A 16,154-nucleotide genomic window follows, 5' to 3' on the forward strand; every position below is an offset into this window, starting at 1 on the left:
TGGCTCTGGCTCTGGCTCTGGCTCTGGCTCTGGCTCTGGCTCTGGCTCTGGCTCTTCAGATTGCGATTCGTCGCTCGACTCGTCAACAAAAAAATCGTCAGATTCAAAGCTTTCATCACCTAACAGCGCAGTAAAATAATCATCCAGTGCTTGTTCACTGGAGAGACTTGGCTGCGCCAATGTTGATTCTTTATTCGCGCTCATTTATCGCCAACCTTTCGAGATAAATAAGCAACTGTTTATAAGCAAATACACCACGGCTACCCGATGCAAAATGAGAGGCTGGCAAGCGCTTTAGGCTCGCATCTCGAAACTTGGTATCAATCGGCACAGCAGACGTCCAAACTTGGTTTGGGTAATCATCTTTGAGCTGCGTTAATGTTTGCAGTGAGGCTTTGGTTCGCTTGTCGTACATCGTTGGGACAATCGTAACCTTAAACGGTGTTTTGCGAGACTTCTGCATGATGGTCAAAGTGCGAATCATGCGCTCTAAGCCCTTCATCGCCAAAAACTCAGTCTGTACCGGAATCAATATACGATCGCTAGCAGCCAATGCATTGACCATCATCACACCCAGAATTGGCGGGCAATCGATCAATACATAGTCATAGTCGTCTTTCAAAGCGGCTAAAGCACGCTTTAAGATCAACCCCATGCCGCTTCGATTTCCCATTACACGGTCTAATGTCGCCAAAGACATGTGCGCAGGGATAATATCGATACCTTCGACTTCTGTTTGTAAAAGCAAAGGTCTTACCGTCTGCACGTTAAACTCACGCAACTGGAACAGATCAAACAGGCTCGATTCCACCGTATCTGAATCGTAACCCAGATAGGTGGTCAGTGATGCATGTGGGTCAGTATCAACCAACAGAACACGGTGCCCCTTCAACGCAAGTAAACCTGCTAGAGTCACGGTCGTGGTCGTTTTACCAACACCACCTTTTTGGTTTGCAACACTCCAAACAATCATTTCGATTTACCTAAGCTAACCCAACTTCGACCAAGATCCTTTCCGCGATACGGTCTAGAGGGAGGTCTTCAGTAGAAATGCCAGCTTTTGCTACAGCTTGAGGCATACCATATACAACACAGCTATCTTCGTCTTGTGCCCAAATTGTCGAGCCCGCAGTTTTCAACATACGCGAACCTTCTCGACCATCTGCGCCCATACCAGTCAGGATCATAGACAACACTTTGTCGCCGTAGATCTTCGCTGCAGAGCCGAATGTGACATCCACACAAGGCTTGTAGTTCATGCGGTCGCCGCCATCGATAATTCTTAGACGTGCAGACCCTGCGCGGCCATCAACCATCATCTGTTTACCACCTGGAGCAAGATACGCCACGCCAGGTTTTAACACATCACCGTCTTGCGCTTCGCGAACTTCAATCTTACACAAGGTGTTCAATCGGCTCGCAAAAGCAGCAGTGAATGTTGCTGGCATATGCTGAACTAACACAATTGGGTGTGGATAGTTAGCAGGGATGCGAGTCAAAATCTTCTGTAGAGCAACAGGGCCGCCAGTCGACGTACCAATTGCTGTTAATTGATACTTCTTACCTGACGCTCTGAATTTCGCCGTAGATGCAACCGCAGGCTTCGCTGTCGAAGTCGAAGCTGCTGTTGAAATCGGCTGGCGCAATGGCGTAGCTGTTGAAGTCGTTGCTGTCGCTCTCGGCGTAATAGGAGCACGGCGCATAAACGCACGCTTTGCTGCAATCTGAATCACACGCTGTTGAAGCAATGCAACTGCATCGTCGCGGTTACGTGCAATATCTTCAAACTTCTTAGGTAAGAAGTCGAGAGCACCTGCATCTAACGCATCTAACGTTGCTCTCGCTCCATCATGCGTTAACGATGAAAACATCAAAATAGGCGTTGGAGACGCGGCCATGATTTCACGAACGGCAGTGATACCGTCCATGACAGGCATTTCAATGTCCATAGTGATTACGTCAGGTCTTAGCTGTTTCGCTTTCTCAACGGCTTCTTTACCGTTTACTGCAACATCAATGACTTCTAGGCGAGCCTCTGAGTTGATGATCTCGCTAACGCGACGACGAAAAAAACTCGAATCATCAACGACTAATACTTTAATCGCCATATTTATCCTTAAATTAAATTCTTGACGCTGCTGCGTACTGCTTCAACAAGTCCGGCACATCTAGAATCAATGCAATGTGTCCGTCACTTGTAATTGTCGCGCCTGCCATTCCTGGCGTGCCTTGCAGAAGCTTATCAAGCGGCTTGATGACTACTTCTTCTTGACCGATCAGCGTATCGACAACAAAACCAACACGTTGGCTACCAAGTTGCACGATAACAACATGACCGTGTCCTTTGCGCAGTTCAACAATACCCGCTTTAGGTGCAAGCCAGTTTTGCAAGTAGAACAACGGAATAGACTTATCGCGAACGATGATCGTCAGCTGACCATCAACCACGTTTGTGCGGCTTAAATCTAGGTGGAAAATCTCGTTAACCGATGCCAATGGCAATGCAAATGGGTGACCTGCAACACCGACCATCAAGGTTGGTAGAATCGCTAGGGTTAGTGGAACCTTGATGGTGATCTTGGTGCCCTGTCCCATTTCTGAATCAATATCAATAGAGCCGTTCAGTGTGTTGATCGCTGTTTTCACAACGTCCATACCCACACCACGACCAGAGATATCCGAGATCTGCTCTTTGCTTGAGAAGCCAGGAGCAAAAATCAGGTTAAAACACTCTTTATTTGATAAGCGAGACGCTGCATCTTCATCCATCAGGCCACGTTTAACCGCGATAGCACGAAGCTTATCAGGGTCCATACCGCCACCGTCATCAACGATAGCCAGTTCAATGTGGTCACCTTCTTGAGAGGCAGACAGAATCACTTTACCCGTTTGTGATTTACCCGCAGCAACACGGTCGTTTGGCATTTCAATACCATGATCGACAGAGTTTCTCACCAAGTGAATCAGGGGATCAGCAAGTGCTTCTACTAAGTTTTTATCAAGGTCCGTTTCTTCGCCACGCATTTCAAGAACGATGTCTTTCTTCAAGCTACGAGCAAGGTCACGGACAACTCGTGGGAAGCGACCAAATACTTTCTTGATCGGCTGCATACGAGTCTTCATTACCGCACCTTGAAGGTCTGCAGTAACAACATCTAAGTTAGAGACAGCTTTCGACATTTCTTCGTCGTTGCTGTTGAGGCCTAGGCTGACTAGTCGGTTACGCACCAATACCAGTTCACCCACCATGTTCATGATGGTGTCCAGTGTTGATGTATCAACACGAACTGTCGCTTCAGCTTGTTGCTTCTTAGCCGGCACTTTAACTTCAGCTTTTGCTGGAGCGCTCGGTTTTGGCTCAGCTTTAACGGCAACTGGCGCAGCAGGTTTAGGCGCAGCTTGAGGTGCTACTGCCTTAACTTCTGCTGGCTTAGTCGCGGCATCCAATTCTTCAATCGAAGGTCCATTACCTGAGCCATGTAGTTGGTCAAGTAACTTCTCGAACTCTTCGTCAGTCATCAGATCATCGCCTTCAGACATCGCCGAAACAGGTGCTGCTAGCGGCGTTGGCGGTGGAGGAGGCGTTGAACTTGCCGCTGTCGGGCTCTTACCCGCACCGTGCAATTCATCTAATAACTTTTCAAATTCGTCATCAGTAATATCACCACTGTCAGCAACAGACTGAGGTGCAGCGGGTGCTGGCGGCGGTGTTGGTGCAGAAGGCGCTGTTGGTGAACCACCTTTACCGTGAAGCTCATCAAGCAAGCGTTCAAACTCATCTTCAGAGATATCATCGACTGAAGATGCATTGATGTTTGAGCTTTCAGCAGTAGGTTCCGGAGCAATAACAGGCTCAGGCGCTGCAACAACAGGTTCAGGGATAATAGGTGCAGGCGCTTCTACTGGTGCCACTTCATCCGCAGACTCTGGTTTACAGAGACGGTGAAGTTCATCCAATAAAGATTGGTCGGCTGGCACTAAAGGTTCCTGATCTTGCACGGCGCGAAACTGTACATTGACTGTATCTAGCGCCTGCAGCATGGTATCCATCAAACCTGATGTTACGCTGCGTTGGCCGTTTCGCAGAATGTCGAACACATTCTCAGCACCATGACAAGTATCCACCAGCTCAGTTAATGCTAGGAAACCAGCACCACCTTTTACTGTATGGAAACCACGGAAAATAGCATTTAATAGGTCTTTGTCGTCAGGGTTATTCTCAAGCTCTACCAGTTGTTCTGATAGGAGTTCAAGGATCTCTCCTGCTTCGACTAAAAAGTCCTGAAGAATATCTTCGTCTAAATCGTAGCTCATACGTTACCTTTAAAATCCAAGACTGGATAACAAATCGTCGACTTCATCTTGAGATGCGACAGCGTCTTCGCGCTCTTCTGGGTTCATAATTGGACCTTCAGGCGCAATCGATGCTTTCTTCTCTGACTCTGGAGTTGGCTCTTTTTGATTCGCACCGAATACCGTGAGAATCTCGACCAAACGTCCTTCCACCTCATTCACCAAGGTAATAACTTTGCTGATTATCTGCCCAGTTAAATCTTGGAAATCCTGAGCCATCAAGATTTCAGTCAATTGTCCGCGTAGTTCAGTACTGTCGCCTTCTACTTGGACAAGCAATCCATCAATGCGGTGACATAAAGCTTTAAATTGTGCCAGCTCAATGCGGCCATGCATCAGTTCATTCCATTGAGGCCTTACTTGAAGTAAACACTCGTGTAGGTTGTCTGCGATTGGCATACAGCGATCGACAGCGTCCATCGTCTTATTTGCCGCAACTTCCGTTTTATCAATGACATACTGAAGGCGATCCCTTGCATCAGGGATTTCGTCATTTGCGATAACGCTGATGCGTTCATCGAAATTGAATTGAGTCAAAGAGTCGTGGAGGTCGCGTGTCAGACTTCCTATTTCTTGAAGCATTGGATTGTCTTGAAGACTAAAGTTATCTTCATAAATGCTTCTCACAAGAGAATCAGCATTTTGCTGCTCATCGTTCTCAAGCAGCTCTACTAATTTTTTTGCTTGTTCTAATGAAATCATCCTGAATTCGGCCTTACTCCGCATACTTTGTGCGCTTAGGCTATCGAGATAAACAGATAACTTATCAGTCAGTGTTTACCTAGAAGTGCCTAAATTTATTGATGCTTATAAGCGATCAAAAATCTTATCAAGTTTCTCTTTCAGCGTTGCAGCAGTGAAAGGCTTCACAATGTAACCATTAACACCCGCTTGCGCAGCTTCGATGATCTGCTCACGCTTCGCTTCAGCTGTGATCATAAGCACTGGAAGGTGCTTAAGTTCTGCGTCTGCGCGAATGTGTTTAAGCAGGTCAATCCCTTGCATGCCTGGCATGTTCCAGTCAGTTACCACGAAATCAAATTCGCCTTTTTTCAGCATAGGTAACGCGGTCAAGCCATCATCTGCTTCTTGAGTGTTGTTGAAACCTAAATCGCGAAGTAGGTTTTTAACAATTCGGCGCATCGTTGAAAAATCATCAACAATGAGAATTTTCATGTTTTTGTTCAAATTAGCCTCCACTGAATAGGATCAGTGTTGTTAGTCGTTCTGTGTCCAAGCACTTAACTTAGTGCGTAAACGCTGCATAGATTGGCTCAGTATTTGGCTGACACGAGATTCGCTGACACCTAACACTTCCCCAATCTCTTTTAAATTGAGTTCTTCGTCGTAATAAAGCGAAAGCACAAGGCCTTCCCTTTCCGGAAGTTGTTTTATCGAATCGATCAAAGCTTGGCGGAATGACTCATCAGCAACCCCTTGAAAAGGCGTATTATCTTGAGAGTCTTCATTCGGAGATATTACATCATCTGAGACGCCTAAATCTTCAATTCCAACCAGTCTTGAGCAATTAATGTCAGTTAAAGCACTGTGATACTGCTCTAAACTGAGCCCCATGTGTTTTGCCACTTCGGCATCACTCGGGTCGCGGTTGAGGATACCCTCTAATTCCGCAATTGCACTGCTGATTTCTCGATTGTTCTTATGAACCGATCTCGGCACCCAGTCCCCACGGCGAATGTCATCCAACATTGCCCCGCGAATCCGAATACCAGCATACGTCTCAAAGCTTGCGCCTTTGGTACCATCATAGTTTTGTTGCGCTTCAATCAAGCCGATCATGCCAGCTTGAATTAAGTCATCAACCAATACATTAGGCGGTAATCGCCCCAACAAGTGATGAGCGATACGTTTAACCAACACAGAGTACTTCTCAAAAAAAGCCTGTTGGCTATTGTGATTAGCGTGTTGGTCGTAAGTAAGCGCTTTATTCACCAAATGGTTCCTCTATAAATTCAGTACGATTCAGCAGCCTTTCAACAAAGAACTCCAAGTGTCCGCTCGGTGTTTTTGGTATTGGCCAGGTCAAGGCTTTGTTAGCCAAAGAGCTGATTGCCAATGCAGCTGGAGAGCGAGGAAACGCATCGACTACGATTTTCTGTCTCTTGACTGATTGACGTACTTTATCATCTAAAGGAATACATGCTACGAGTTCGAGGCTCACATTCAAGAAGCGCTCTGTGACCAAAGTCAACTTTGCAAATAATTCTCGGCCTTCGCGGTAGCTTCTGACCATATTTGCAACAACTTTGAATCGCTGAACTTGGTGTTCTCTGCTTAAAAGCTTAATCAAAGCATATGCATCCGTGATCGAGGTAGGTTCATCACATACCACGACAACCACGTCTTGCGCCGCTCTTGAGAAGCTGATCACCATGTCCGAAATACCGGCTGCGGTATCAACCAACAAGATATCCATCTCGTCTTCAAGCGAACCGAATGCGCGAATCAAACCAGCATGCTGTGCGTGTGAAAGTTCAGTCATGCTTTGAGTGCCCGATGTCGCTGGAATAATTTTAATTCCGTGCGGCCCTTCGACAATCGCATCCTTAAGTTCACATTCGCCAGCCAACACATGCCCAAGGTTTCGTTTAGAACGAATACCTAGCATGATATCGACGTTCGCTAGTCCTAAATCGGCATCTAGCACCATGACTTTTTTGCCTTGGCGCGCCATGCAAATAGCCATACCTAACGTCACATTAGATTTACCAACGCCTCCCTTACCACCGGTTACAGCGATAACTTTTGTGAGTGAAGGCTTGGTTAAGCGACGGAGGCCGCTAGCTTGGTCATGTATCATATTTTCATTCATATTTATCCGCCGCCTAGAGCCCTTCAGAATCGCTATTCCAGTAATGAGGTTCATTCTCTGTAGATTTTTCTAATAGCTCATTAGCCTTAGCAATCATGTACTTTGGCTGAGCTATAACGATATCTTCAGGAACTCGTTGACCATTTGCTATGTAAGCAACTGGTAATGCATTTTGTATTACGACACTGATGAATTCACCTAGACTTAGGGATTCATCCAGCTTAGTCATGATGCATCCCGACAACGGGATTCTTCTAAAGTGTTCAATTGTTTCTTGCAGCACTTTGCGTTGCGCGGTTGCAGGCAACACAAGGTAGCTATTGATAACGGAACCACTCTCTTGCATCAATGTGTCTAACTGCTCAGATAGGCGAACATCTCGTTGTCCCATGCCTGCAGTATCGACCAGAATCAGGCGACGATTACGTAACTGATATATTACATCGGCCAGTTCGCTAGAATCTTTAGCAACTCTTACAGGACAACCCATAATTCGGCCGTAGATCGATAACTGCTCATGTGCACCTATACGATATGTGTCAGTTGTCACTAGTGCGACGTTATCAGCGCCATATTCCATGGCAGCACGTGCAGCTAGCTTTGCAACAGTCGTTGTTTTACCCACGCCGGTTGGGCCAAGTAGAGCCACAATACCGCCGCGTTTTAAAATATCTTTTTGTGTAACGGAGATTTGGTCAGCAACCAGAGCTAACAGAGCCTTCCATGCACGTGCAGGTTTAGTATCTTCAGGAATGTAGCAAGCCATTTGATCGGCAAGCTCTGCAGATACACCCATACGTTCAAGGCGCTTAATAAGCATGGCTCTCAGTGGTTCACGGCGCTCAACTTCTTGCCACATCAACCCAGAAACTTGATGCTCTAACAGACGACGAATTGAGGTCATCTCTTCGCGCATCGTTTCCATTTCAGTATCAGAACCTTTGGACTGAGTGTTCTCTCGACCACGATCATAACGGGTAGGATCCAAGCGAGGTGTCGGGCGCTCTACTCTGCGGTCTTCAGCAATCAACTTAGACAAACCCGTTTCACGAGCAAATGCAGAATCAAGATTTCCGTGAGACTGTTGGTTACCGTGAGATTGCTGATGGCCATGAGACTGCAAATTGCTTTGAGTCTGATGACTATGAGGCTTATGGCCCGTGCTTGATTGGCGATTGAGCAATGCTGACAATGAATCTTCATTTTCTGCACGATGCTGTGGCTCATCATCGGCGCCATGACTGTATTGCTTAAGCATATTCGCAAAGCGCTTAGTCATTGAGCGTCCACCTTCAACATTCGACTGTAGGCTAACCTTGTCATCGTCTAGTTGACGTCGCCCAGCAGGAGCTGCGGGCGCGGCCATTTGCGTATATTGGCTTTGTGCAGGCTGCTGAGGTTTATTTAATCTCTGGCTCGCTGTCGACGGGCTGGATTCGCCATCAATAGCGGCAACAATTTCCACGCCACCTGCGACCTTTTTGTTAGACATGATCACCGCTTCTGAACCAAGTTCTTCTTTAACTTGGAGCAGCGCCGTTCGCATATCTTTTGCAAAAAATCGTTTAATTTTCAATTCGATCGTCCGTTCTAATTAGGCGGCTTAATTACCAACAGCTTGTACTATACGTATCTGTTTTTCGTCCGGTATCTCTTGGTAAGACAAGACTCTCAAGCTTGGGATCGTGTTTTTCACGAACTTAGCCAGAGTCGAGCGTAACACACCAGAGGTCAGTAGCACCGCTGGTTCACCTTTCAGCTCCTGCTCTTGCGTAGCGTGGCTGAGGGAGGTCTGTAAACGTTCGGCTAAACCAGGTTCAATACCAGCAGATTCTCCGCCGGATGCCTGCATGGTTTGATGCAAGATTTGTTCCAGCTCAGGAATCAAGGTTATCACTGGTAACTCGGGCTCTATACCATTGATTTCCTGAACAATTAATCGTTTCAATGAGATGCGAACCGCCGCAGTAAGTATGTCAGGTTCTTGACTCTTACCTGAATACTCCGACAAAGTTTGGACTATGGTTCGAATGTCACGAATTGGAATCGCTTCATTCAGCAGGTTCTGTAGCACTTTCACAACCACACCCAACTGCAATTGATCCGGTACAAAACCTTCCACCAGCTTAGGTGTTGAGCGGCTGAGCATCTCAAGTAAGTTCTGAACTTCTTCGTGGCCAATGAGCTGCGATGCGTTGTTGGTTAGCAGCTGGCTAAGGTGTGTCGCCAGTACTGTAGAAGAATCTACAACGGTATAACCTAGAGCTTGTGCGTGTTCACGCTGCTCTTCACGAATCCAAACCGCTTCAAGGCCAAAGGCAGGGTCAATCGTCGGCTCGCCATCGATCATGCCATAGACTTGGCCCGGGTTAATCGCGAGCTCCATGTCTGGCTTAATCTCAGCTTCACCCACAGCAACACCCATCAGGGTAATACGGTAGCTGTTTGGTGTCAGTTCTAGGTTATCGCGAATGTGTACCGCTGGGATCAAGAAACCAAAGTCTTGAGACAGCTTTTTACGCACACCTTTAACGCGTTCAAGCAATTCACCACCTTGGTCTCTATCAACCAAAGGAATTAAACGGTAACCCACTTCTAAACCAATAATATCGACAGGTTGAACATCATCCCAAGAGAGCTCCTTCTGAGAGCCTACTTCTCCATTCGCTTCAACTGTCGCCGGAAGGTTAGGCTCTTCCGCCTTCTTCTTGTTCTTTTTATCGATGTAATACGCCCCCGCGCCTGCAACGATGGCAAGGCTCAAGAACGAGAAATGTGGCATACCCGGAACAATACCCATGATGCCAAGGATGGCGGCGGTGATCATCAAGGCTTTTGGATTGTCGAACATCTGGAAGACAAGTTGCTCACCCATATCTTCATCAGTATTTTGGCGCGTTACCATCATCGCAGCTGCAATAGACAGTAATAGAGATGGAATTTGTGCAACCAGACCATCACCGATAGTCAGTAGCGTGTAGATTTCGATTGCTTCACCAAAACCAAGATCAAACTGAGCCATACCAATGCTCAAGCCACCAATGATGTTGATGAATAAGATTAAGATACCAGCGATCGCATCGCCTTTAACAAACTTAGAAGCACCGTCCATCGAACCGTAGAAGTCAGCTTCTTTGGTGACTTCAAAACGTCTCAGACGCGCTTGGTCTTGGTCGATCAAACCTGCGTTCAAGTCGGCATCGATTGCCATCTGTTTACCCGGTAAGGCGTCTAACGTGAAACGCGCGCTTACTTCCGAGATACGACCCGCACCTTTGGTTACAACCATGAAGTTGATGATCATAAGAATCAAGAACACCACTAAACCAACCGCGTAGTTACCACCGATAACCACGTTACCGAAGGCTTCAATCACGTTACCTGCCGCGTCGCCACCTTCGTGACCATGGAGCAATACCACACGTGTCGAAGCAACGTTCAAGGCCAATCGAAGTAGAGTCGCAATCAGCAGGACGGTCGGGAATGCAGCGAAATCTAAAGGCCTGCGGGTATAAACCGATACCAATAGCACAACCATAGACAGTGCAATATTGAAGGTGAAGAACATATCCAACAAGAAAGCTGGAATGGGCAACACCACCATAGCAAGCGTTGCAAGTACCATAACAGGTGCACCAATCGCAGGCATGGCACGGTTAGGGATTTTAGGTAGCTTGTCCACAAAAGGCAGGGAGAATTTCATAAATCTAGACAGTTTCGCTATGTTGTAGCTCTCTGAACAAGTGGATTAGGTCTTAGTCAGGGCTGTTTGCTATGGGCTTATAATGTTCAGGCTACTACAGCAAACACTGTACCAACATCTCACGTCAAATTATCGCCATCACCTCTATAAAAGGAAGATTAGCTAGCTCGCTATTATCAGGGTTCATCACGCAGAGCTCAAGCAATTGATCTAATGACGTAAATCAGGTGGGATCGGCATATTAGAATCTTGCAGTTTTGGTCGCTCACCACCTCGTTTTCGGTACTGTTTAAGCTGGAAAACATATGCAAGCACTTGTGCAACTGCCGTAAACAGACCGTCAGGAATTTGTTGTTCTAGCTCAGTGGTATGATAAAGCGCCCTCGCCAATGGCGGCGCTGGAACTATATAGATGTCGTTTGCACGCGCAATCTCTCGGATCTTCATCGCCATGTGGTCGACACCTTTAGCAACCACAATTGGTGCTTTGTCTTGATTCTGCTTATAGCGCAGCGCCACTGAAAAGTGTTCCGGGTTGGTCACAATCACATCTGCTTGAGGAACGTCTGCCATCATGCGACGCTGAGCCGCTTCCCTTTGAAGCATACGAATTCGGCCTTTCACTTCCGGCTTACCTTCAGTATCTTTGAATTCGTCTTTGACTTCTTGTTTGGTCATCTTCAATTGATCGGCGTGTTGCCAGATCTGGAACGGGATATCAATCGCCACCACAATCAGCAGTGAGCAGCTGATCAACAGGATGAAATTGAGCAAGATATCCAAGGCATGAAAGATGTTCTGCGGGTACACATCCATACTCAGCTGCATTAAATCATGCTGAGAGGCTTGAATCAGATAAATCGCCATCCCCGATACGAGCGCTACTTTAAGAATAGACTTGAGCAGTTCAACCCAACTTTGCAGGCCAAACATACGCTTGATACCACTCAGTGGGTTGAGCTTAGACGCCTTTGGCATCGCCGCTTGCATTGAGAAGTTAATCCCACCGACACCCGCAGCGCCGATGACGGCAGCAACAAACAAGGTTATCAGTATCAAAAACAGCGGGAACAGCAGGTTCACCAGTGCACCACCGGCAATTTCTAAGAGTTTATTGGTGTCAAAGATCTCGTCGCGACTCAAAGAGAACAGGCGTTGCATCGCCTCGAACAAAGCCTTCGCCATCGATTCGCCAAACCACATTAATGCAATCGCACCGACAATAAGTACCGACGCTGACGCTAGCTCTTTTGACCTTGCAACCTGCCCTTTCTCTTTGGCCTGTTGCAAGCGTTTGGGCGTGGCGTCTTCTGTGCGTTCTTGACCGTCTGACTCTGCCATTTCAGTCTCCTAGCAATCTAACCGGATTAGACGACATATCTGTTGTTCGCCCTGCATCCAAAATAGCTCATAGTGACTATATAAGCCGCCAAGGATGTACCAACAAAGCAACAGACCCACGAGTAGCGCAAATGCAAAACCCAAAGAAAAGATGTTTAATTGAGGTGCCGCACGCGTCATTACACCAAAAGAAAGGTTAATCGTTAGCAGCGCAATAATCCCCGACAATGACATCGCTAATGCCGTTTTGAACATGATGCCGAGCCACAACGCGAGCTCTCGAAAATCCACAGAGGTTAGAGAGCCACTGCCAATCGGCAAGGTCTTAAAACTAAACACCACCAGCTGCAGCATTTTCAAGTGACCATCGGTCGCCAAAAAAAACATGGTCGCTAGCAGCATGAACAGCTGACCAAGTACCGGCGTGTTTTGCCCGTTAGCCGGGTCGACCATTGATGCAAAACCCAAGCTCGATTGCATACCGAGGATCTGACCCAGCATAACAAAGGTTTGAATCATGAACTGGGTAACAAAACCCATGGCCACGCCAATCACAATTTGCTCGAAGACAGTCAGGAAGCCTTGAAAGGACAGAAGTTCAATCTCTTTGGGAACGGCCGGAATCGCAGGCATCACCGCAAAAGTGATCGCCAAGCCTAAATACAGACGAATACGCGGCGACACGAAGCGTGCCCCTGTTACCGTCATCACCATCAGCATCGCTGAGATGCGAGTGTATGGCCAAAAATAATTGGCTAACCACTCTAGTACAAGGCTCGTTGGGTATTCCATATCGGTTTAATACAGAACTTGCGGCAAGCGTTCGATGAGCTCAAAAAAGAACTCCATCATCATCTGGGTCATCCAGTGTGCGAATAGCATCAACGCCAACAAAGTTACGATCAAACGCGGCAGGAAACTCAGGGTTTGTTCGTTGATTGAGGTCGCAGCTTGGAAAACAGCCACAACCAAACCGATCAGCAGGCTAGGAATAATGATGGCGCAAACCATGATTAATACCATCCAAAGGGCATCTCGGAACAACTCTACGAATATTTCAGGATTCATTATTCCCCCAGCTACAAGGCAAAACTGCCGGCGAGTGTGGAGAGTATCAAGTTCCAGCCATCAACAAGAACAAACAGCATCAACTTAAACGGCAGCGAAACAATCATCGGTGACAACATCATCATACCCATAGCCATCAATACCGATGCCACCACCAAGTCGATGATTAGGAAAGGCAAGAACAGCATAAATCCGATTTGGAAAGCCGTTTTTAATTCCGATGTGATAAATGCTGGAATCAGAACCGCCATCGAAACATCTTCAGGGTTAGTCACTTCCGCACCAGAAATCTCAACAAAGGTTTCAAGATCTTTGATTCGAGTCTGTTTAAGCATGAAGGATTTAATCGGTTCTTGGGCAACATCAAATGCCTGTCGTGCCGAGATCTGTTCATTAAGATATGGCTGAACTGCTTGTTCGTTCACTTGGTTAATCACTGGCGACATGATGAAGAAGGTCAAGAATATCGCAATACCAATAATGACTTGGTTAGACGGTGTTTGTTGTAGACCCATCGCCTGACGCAAGATAGACATCACTACCACAATACGAGTGAACGATGTCATCAAAATCACCATCGCCGGCAAGAAGCCAAGCATGGTCATTAACGCGAGAATTTGCAGGTTAATCGAGTAGTCTTCACCGCCATTGGCATTGGTTGTCATGGTAAAGGCAGGTATGCCGCCACCATTGCCAGTTAAGCTGCCCGTGGTCATGGTTGTCGATTTGGCTTGGTCTTGTTCCATCGTGCTGATAGTGACCGATTCCGAGCCAGCGGTATTCGCAGGAATGACGGTGCCGTCTTCAGCTTGTGCAAATACCGACACACTGAATACGATTGAGCATAGGAGAATAAGCTGAACCAACCACACTTTCACCGCTCGGAAAGCTCCGGCTTGGTGAAAGTAAGAGGAGTTCAAAAGTCCGTTACTTGTTTGCATCTTTTTTTATTAGCTGGGAAAGCTGACTTGAAAATGTACTTTTTTCCAGCATCTCCTGAGTAAGAGGTTTATCGAGCTTAGAGATCAGCTGAATCGATTGTGTGGTAATCCCTACCAAGAACTGTTCATCACCCGCTTGCACAATAGCGATACGCTCTTTAGTACCAACAGGGATTTGCCTAACAATCGCCAAACCTTGTTGATTCGACATCGCAGGTACTTGCATTCGCTTGAGTAGCCAAGCAATAAATAAAATGAAGGCTATAACGAAAATTAGCGACCCAAAGGTGGTCGCTAAATCGAGAGAAGGCGGTGTTGCTGCAAAGGCAATGGAAGGAGCTGTTAATAGCCCTACTCCCAAGATTCCTCGTAACAAACCTGTCATTCCGAGAAAAGAGCCCGCAAGTCTTTGAGACAAAAAGCTCATTAACGCAGCTTCTTAATTCGTTCTGTTTGGCTAATAACGTCAGTCAAACGAATACCAAACTTGTCGTTCACCACAACCACTTCACCATGAGCAATCAAGGTACCGTTTACCATCACATCCAGTGACTCACCAGCAATTCTATCTAGCTCAACAACCGAACCTTGGTTCAACTGAAGTAAATTACGGATACTGATCTGAGAGCGACCAACTTCCATCGAAATAGTCACTGGAATATCCATAATGGTATCCAGCTTACGACGCTCATCTTCAGAAATCGGAGATGATGAATCGGTTAGCTCATCAAGTGGTGCCGCAAGCACATCATCAACATCAATTGACGGCGCTGAAGGATCTTCACCAAGTGCTGCAGCCCATTCGTCTGCTAGCTTTTGATCTTCACTAGGTTCCATTACCAATTCCTATACTTTTATCTATTTTACTATTCGTCGTCATCATCACTGTTTTCGAGCTCAGACAATAAGTCTTTACCTAGAAAAGCGAGATCAGTTTTAACCACATGTGGTCTTTGAATTTTTTCCGAAATCTGTACTGCAAGCTTCTCACCAGAACGGCCCATTTTCACACGATAAGTCGGCAGTTCTTCGACAAACATGGTTGCGTGCTCAGGCATGTTCATTGGGATAACATCACCAGGGCGCAGCTCCATCAGATCACGAAGGGAAATATCTTGCTCTAGCAAATTCACGCGGAAATTGACGGGCACATCCATGATCTCATCACGCAGTGCGGTACTCCAACGAACATCGGTTTCCATCTTGTCTGATTGAACACCCGCATCAAGCAGTTCACGGATCGGCTCAACCATGGAGTAAGGCATGACAACGTGGAAGTCACCACCACCGCCATCCACTTCAATGTGGAACGAACTCACAACAATCACTTCGGTTGGGCTCACAATGTTCGCCATACTTGGGTTCACTTCGGAATCCAAGTATTCAAACTCAACCCCCATCACTGGCGACCAAGCTTCTTTGTAATCTTCAAAAACAATTTTCAGCAGTAACTGAATAATTCGTCTTTCTGTTGGCGTGAATTCACGACCTTCAATCTTGGCGTGGAAACGGCCGTCACCACCGAAAAAGTTTTCTACAAGAATAAATACAAGGCGTGCTTCCATAGTGATCAGCGCCGTACCTTTCAACGGGCGGAAACGAACCATGTTTAAACTAGTGGGTACATACAATGTGTTTTGGTACTCACCAAACTTCATCATTTGTACGCCATTGATCGACACTTCAGCCGTTTTACGTAACATATTGAACAAACTGATTCGCATATGACGTGCGAAGCGCTCGTTAATAAGTTCAAGGGTCGGCATTCGACCACGGACGATTCGATCTTGAGATGAGAAGTCGAAATTGACTGCACTGTCATTCTCGGTTTCTAAGACATCTTCAACTTCTTCAACATCATCAACGCCATGTAATAGCGCATCAATTTCGTCTTGGCTTAATAAATCGGTCACAA

Annotated in this window: 16 protein-coding genes and 1 pseudogene; all 17 read right to left on the bottom strand. The window is 46.6% G+C overall.

Going from position 1 to position 16,154, the window contains the following annotated elements; translation table 11 throughout:
* Positions 1–204, bottom strand: a pseudogene (locus tag AB6E51_RS21890) (chemotaxis protein CheW); the annotation flags it as partial.
* Positions 191–973 (bottom strand): ParA family protein, encoded by a 783-nt coding sequence (locus AB6E51_RS21895; RefSeq protein WP_017071206.1) that lies wholly within the window; start codon positions 971–973, stop codon positions 191–193. The pseudogene AB6E51_RS21890 and the gene AB6E51_RS21895, both read right to left, overlap by 14 nt.
* 10 nt (positions 974–983) lie before the next feature.
* Positions 984–2,108 (bottom strand): chemotaxis response regulator protein-glutamate methylesterase, encoded by a 1,125-nt coding sequence (locus AB6E51_RS21900; protein WP_017071205.1) that lies wholly within the window; start codon positions 2,106–2,108, stop codon positions 984–986.
* Positions 2,109–2,121: 13 nt separating this feature from the next.
* Positions 2,122–4,314 (bottom strand): chemotaxis protein CheA, encoded by a 2,193-nt coding sequence (locus AB6E51_RS21905; RefSeq protein WP_372058769.1) that lies wholly within the window; start codon positions 4,312–4,314, stop codon positions 2,122–2,124.
* Positions 4,315–4,323: 9 nt separating this feature from the next.
* Positions 4,324–5,055, bottom strand: a complete 732-nt coding sequence (locus AB6E51_RS21910; protein ID WP_017064113.1) for a protein phosphatase CheZ — start codon at positions 5,053–5,055, stop codon at positions 4,324–4,326.
* A 105-nt stretch (positions 5,056–5,160) separates the two neighbouring features.
* Positions 5,161–5,529 (bottom strand): chemotaxis response regulator CheY, encoded by a 369-nt coding sequence (cheY, locus tag AB6E51_RS21915; protein ID WP_016767062.1) that lies wholly within the window; start codon positions 5,527–5,529, stop codon positions 5,161–5,163.
* 42 nt (positions 5,530–5,571) lie between these two features.
* Positions 5,572–6,306: an RNA polymerase sigma factor FliA gene (locus tag AB6E51_RS21920; protein WP_017060667.1), complete on the bottom strand. Its 735-nt coding sequence runs from the start codon at positions 6,304–6,306 to the stop codon at positions 5,572–5,574.
* Positions 6,299–7,186 carry a MinD/ParA family protein gene (locus AB6E51_RS21925; RefSeq protein ID WP_017060668.1) on the bottom strand — a complete coding sequence of 296 codons (888 nt, stop codon included), beginning with the start codon at positions 7,184–7,186 and terminating at the stop codon, positions 6,299–6,301. The genes AB6E51_RS21920 and AB6E51_RS21925 overlap by 8 nt, the downstream gene beginning before the upstream one ends.
* A 13-nt stretch (positions 7,187–7,199) precedes the next feature.
* The gene (gene flhF, locus AB6E51_RS21930) at positions 7,200–8,762 is read right to left on the bottom strand and encodes a flagellar biosynthesis protein FlhF (protein WP_029235190.1); all 1,563 of its coding nucleotides are present in this window, start codon (positions 8,760–8,762) and stop codon (positions 7,200–7,202) included.
* Between the two features lie 27 nt (positions 8,763–8,789).
* Positions 8,790–10,889 (bottom strand): flagellar biosynthesis protein FlhA, encoded by a 2,100-nt coding sequence (gene flhA / locus AB6E51_RS21935; protein ID WP_017064115.1) that lies wholly within the window; start codon positions 10,887–10,889, stop codon positions 8,790–8,792.
* A 210-nt stretch (positions 10,890–11,099) separates the two neighbouring features.
* The gene (gene flhB / locus AB6E51_RS21940; protein WP_017060671.1) at positions 11,100–12,230 is read right to left on the bottom strand and encodes a flagellar biosynthesis protein FlhB; all 1,131 of its coding nucleotides are present in this window, start codon (positions 12,228–12,230) and stop codon (positions 11,100–11,102) included.
* 9 nt (positions 12,231–12,239) lie between these two features.
* Positions 12,240–13,022, bottom strand: coding sequence for a flagellar biosynthetic protein FliR (gene fliR / locus AB6E51_RS21945; protein ID WP_017060672.1), 783 nt, complete (start codon positions 13,020–13,022; stop codon positions 12,240–12,242).
* Positions 13,023–13,028: 6 nt separating this feature from the next.
* Positions 13,029–13,298 carry a flagellar biosynthesis protein FliQ gene (fliQ, locus tag AB6E51_RS21950; protein ID WP_029235191.1) on the bottom strand — a complete coding sequence of 90 codons (270 nt, stop codon included), beginning with the start codon at positions 13,296–13,298 and terminating at the stop codon, positions 13,029–13,031.
* Between the two features lie 11 nt (positions 13,299–13,309).
* Complete coding sequence (fliP, locus tag AB6E51_RS21955; RefSeq protein ID WP_170791796.1) at positions 13,310–14,239, bottom strand: flagellar type III secretion system pore protein FliP; 930 nt, start codon at positions 14,237–14,239, stop codon at positions 13,310–13,312.
* Positions 14,226–14,666 carry a flagellar biosynthetic protein FliO gene (gene fliO, locus AB6E51_RS21960; RefSeq protein ID WP_017060675.1) on the bottom strand — a complete coding sequence of 147 codons (441 nt, stop codon included), beginning with the start codon at positions 14,664–14,666 and terminating at the stop codon, positions 14,226–14,228. Before fliO ends, fliP begins: the two co-directional genes overlap by 14 nt.
* Positions 14,666–15,076, bottom strand: coding sequence for a flagellar motor switch protein FliN (gene fliN / locus AB6E51_RS21965; protein WP_004739851.1), 411 nt, complete (start codon positions 15,074–15,076; stop codon positions 14,666–14,668). Before fliN ends, fliO begins: the two co-directional genes overlap by 1 nt.
* 29 nt (positions 15,077–15,105) lie before the next feature.
* Positions 15,106–16,152 carry a flagellar motor switch protein FliM gene (gene fliM / locus AB6E51_RS21970; protein WP_372058770.1) on the bottom strand — a complete coding sequence of 349 codons (1,047 nt, stop codon included), beginning with the start codon at positions 16,150–16,152 and terminating at the stop codon, positions 15,106–15,108.
* Between the last annotated feature and the right edge of the window lie 2 nt (positions 16,153–16,154).

The sequence above is a fragment of the Vibrio sp. 10N.247.311.47 genome (genome assembly GCF_041467535.1).
GTDB lineage: Bacteria > Pseudomonadota > Gammaproteobacteria > Enterobacterales > Vibrionaceae > Vibrio > Vibrio crassostreae_C.

Coding starts and splice junctions, on each gene's coding strand:
- fliQ (WP_029235191.1), bottom strand. CDS start 13,298: ATGAATCCTGAAATATTCGTAGAGTTGTTCCGAGATGCCCTTTGGATG.
- flhB (WP_017060671.1), bottom strand. CDS start 12,230: ATGGCAGAGTCAGACGGTCAAGAACGCACAGAAGACGCCACGCCCAAA.
- fliO (WP_017060675.1), bottom strand. CDS start 14,666: ATGAGCTTTTTGTCTCAAAGACTTGCGGGCTCTTTTCTCGGAATGACA.
- AB6E51_RS21925 (WP_017060668.1), bottom strand. CDS start 7,186: ATGAATGAAAATATGATACATGACCAAGCTAGCGGCCTCCGTCGCTTA.
- AB6E51_RS21895 (WP_017071206.1), bottom strand. CDS start 973: ATGATTGTTTGGAGTGTTGCAAACCAAAAAGGTGGTGTTGGTAAAACG.
- fliN (WP_004739851.1), bottom strand. CDS start 15,076: ATGGAACCTAGTGAAGATCAAAAGCTAGCAGACGAATGGGCTGCAGCA.
- flhA (WP_017064115.1), bottom strand. CDS start 10,889: ATGAAATTCTCCCTGCCTTTTGTGGACAAGCTACCTAAAATCCCTAAC.
- cheY (WP_016767062.1), bottom strand. CDS start 5,529: ATGAAAATTCTCATTGTTGATGATTTTTCAACGATGCGCCGAATTGTT.
- AB6E51_RS21905 (WP_372058769.1), bottom strand. CDS start 4,314: ATGAGCTACGATTTAGACGAAGATATTCTTCAGGACTTTTTAGTCGAA.
- AB6E51_RS21910 (WP_017064113.1), bottom strand. CDS start 5,055: ATGATTTCATTAGAACAAGCAAAAAAATTAGTAGAGCTGCTTGAGAAC.
- AB6E51_RS21900 (WP_017071205.1), bottom strand. CDS start 2,108: ATGGCGATTAAAGTATTAGTCGTTGATGATTCGAGTTTTTTTCGTCGT.
- fliR (WP_017060672.1), bottom strand. CDS start 13,022: ATGGAATACCCAACGAGCCTTGTACTAGAGTGGTTAGCCAATTATTTT.
- fliP (WP_170791796.1), bottom strand. CDS start 14,239: ATGCAAACAAGTAACGGACTTTTGAACTCCTCTTACTTTCACCAAGCC.